The organism is Pseudomonas sp. AFG_SD02_1510_Pfu_092, assembly GCF_003331055.1.
Classification (GTDB): domain Bacteria; phylum Pseudomonadota; class Gammaproteobacteria; order Pseudomonadales; family Pseudomonadaceae; genus Aquipseudomonas.
Genome location: NZ_PUQD01000123.1, coordinates 1 through 1999, shown reverse-complemented (window position 1 = coordinate 1999; position 1999 = coordinate 1). Strand labels below are relative to the sequence as shown.

Below are 1999 nucleotides of genomic sequence, written 5' to 3'. Positions count from 1 at the left end.
CATAAAGATTACTGCTTAAAAATTTGACTACCCCATTACCAAACGCCATCCCCGGCGCTGTTGCACTCAACCTCAACATCACCGCTTTCTGCGCTGCGCGCACACTCACCAGCGTCGCAGATGCCGCCCCCATCACCCCAAAGATCGATGAAGCGAACCCCAGGGTGTATTCCGGTGCATCGCTCTGCTGCAGGCTGTTGTAGGCGTTCTTGAGCGCAATCACGTTGAACCACAGCATCCCCGCGTTCAATCCACTGCCACCACCCGCAGTCAGCAAGCCGAGAAAGTTGGGTTTCACGCGCGCGGTGGTGGTCAGTTCGATCGACACGGTCCGGCTGCCTGAAATGCGCAGCGCTTTCATTTCTTCGACTTGCGCCATGCCGCTCTTCAGGTATTGCTCCACTGCCTGGCTGAACGGATGTTCCGCGATGGCCTGCCCGGTAATCCGGTAGCGCGCCGCCAACAGCCCCAGCGCTTTCTCGGCATTCGCCTCACGCGCCGCCAGCAGCACCTGCTGGCGCAGGCCATGGCTGGCATCCCAGCGCGTCTGGCCGCGCAGGCGCTTGAGCACCACGGTGTGCACCGACTGGGCGGTCAGGTCGGTAATGTCAGCCATGGCCGGAAAGCGGCCGGCCAAACCCTCGATCACGTTGTCGCTGGCGCCGAGCAAGGAGCCGACCGCATCGGCCTTGTCCTTGAACGGGTTGAATGGCGCCAGGGCGGTGTACAGCGGGCTGTCGTGCTGATCCAGCCATTGTTCCAGCCGTTTCAGGCGCAGGTCCCGGTCTTCGGTGCCGGGCGCCGGCTGGCCCATCGCCTGGATCAGCAGCGCCAGGGAGATTTCCAGGCCACGGGCGGAAACGGGTTCGTCCCGGTCGTAGCAGGCCAGGGCCGCCGCCAGGCTGTAGGGGTTGTCGATGTATTGCGGTTCGGCCGTGCCCAGCCAGGCGTCATGATCGTCGCTGGCGTGCAACGCCTGCTGGCGCAGGGCGGCAATGCGCCGCTGCAGCTCATCGCGCTCGCTGAGGAAGCGCCGATACTTGGCGAGGTCTAGGCGCTGGGCCAGGCGCGCGCCATTGGGCGAGTAGTCTTCATGGGTGAGGGCCTGAAAGCGTGACTCGGACGGCGACAGGGCCGGCCCGCGGCGCTGCGTGCCAAGCCGCAACTCGGCCAGCTCCGGCGCAGGAGCCTGCGCCGGGTACAGGCTTTCCAGCGTCTTGTTCAGCAGCATCGCCACCAGGTTGCGGTGGTGGAAATCGCGGCTTTGCACGCTCAGCTGTTCGGCGTCCAGCCGGTAGCACGCCGGCACGCGTGCCTGCTCGGGCCCCTGTGCGGGTTTCAGGTGCTCCAGCTGCTCGGCGGGCATCAGGTCACGCAGCTGATGCTGATAGACAGACACCGTCAGGCTCAGGTCCAGGGCCATGCCTTCGGCATCGGCAAGGGCCACCACCACCGGCACCTTGGGCTGGGTGTAGGGGTAGTGCCGGGCAAGCGCGACGAGGTTGCCGATGGGCAGGGTTTCGGTGATCGGGTCGCTGCTCCAGGTCAGCGGCATGCGCCGGTCGGTTGGCTTGAAGTCTTCGACCCAGGTTTGCAGGGCACTGACCGGCAGTACGTGGGGCTGAGTCGAAGGGGCCTGGTTGCCGGCGATGAGCTCGGCCATGTCCAGCTGGCGCATGTGCCGTTTGCGCAGGGCCGGCGAAGCGGTGATGCGCGCGGTCATGGCGTTGCTCCACAGGTGCGAGCTGTAGCCGATCCACACGTGTTTGGCGGTATCGGGGCAGGTATCGGCCCACACCCAACCCATCGGGCGGCTGGACAGGTAGCGATCACGCCGGTGGTAATCGTCCAGCCCGCGATAGCGCAGGGCCTTGTAGAGGCCGGCGCCGACGTACTCGTGAATGACCAGCGTGTCGCCCAGAGGGCCTTGCATGAACACGTAGACATAGCCCGGGCGCAGCGCGCGCAGGGTGTAGGCGGAATGGTGCAGCGGCCCGAA

At 65.5% G+C, this 1999-nt stretch carries 1 protein-coding gene; it reads right to left on the bottom strand.

All coding sequences use genetic code 11. From position 1 onward, the window contains the following. Positions 1-1999: T6SS effector BTH_I2691 family protein (locus tag C6A77_RS25090; RefSeq protein WP_275937133.1), on the bottom strand; the 1999-nt coding region annotated here is incomplete at both ends.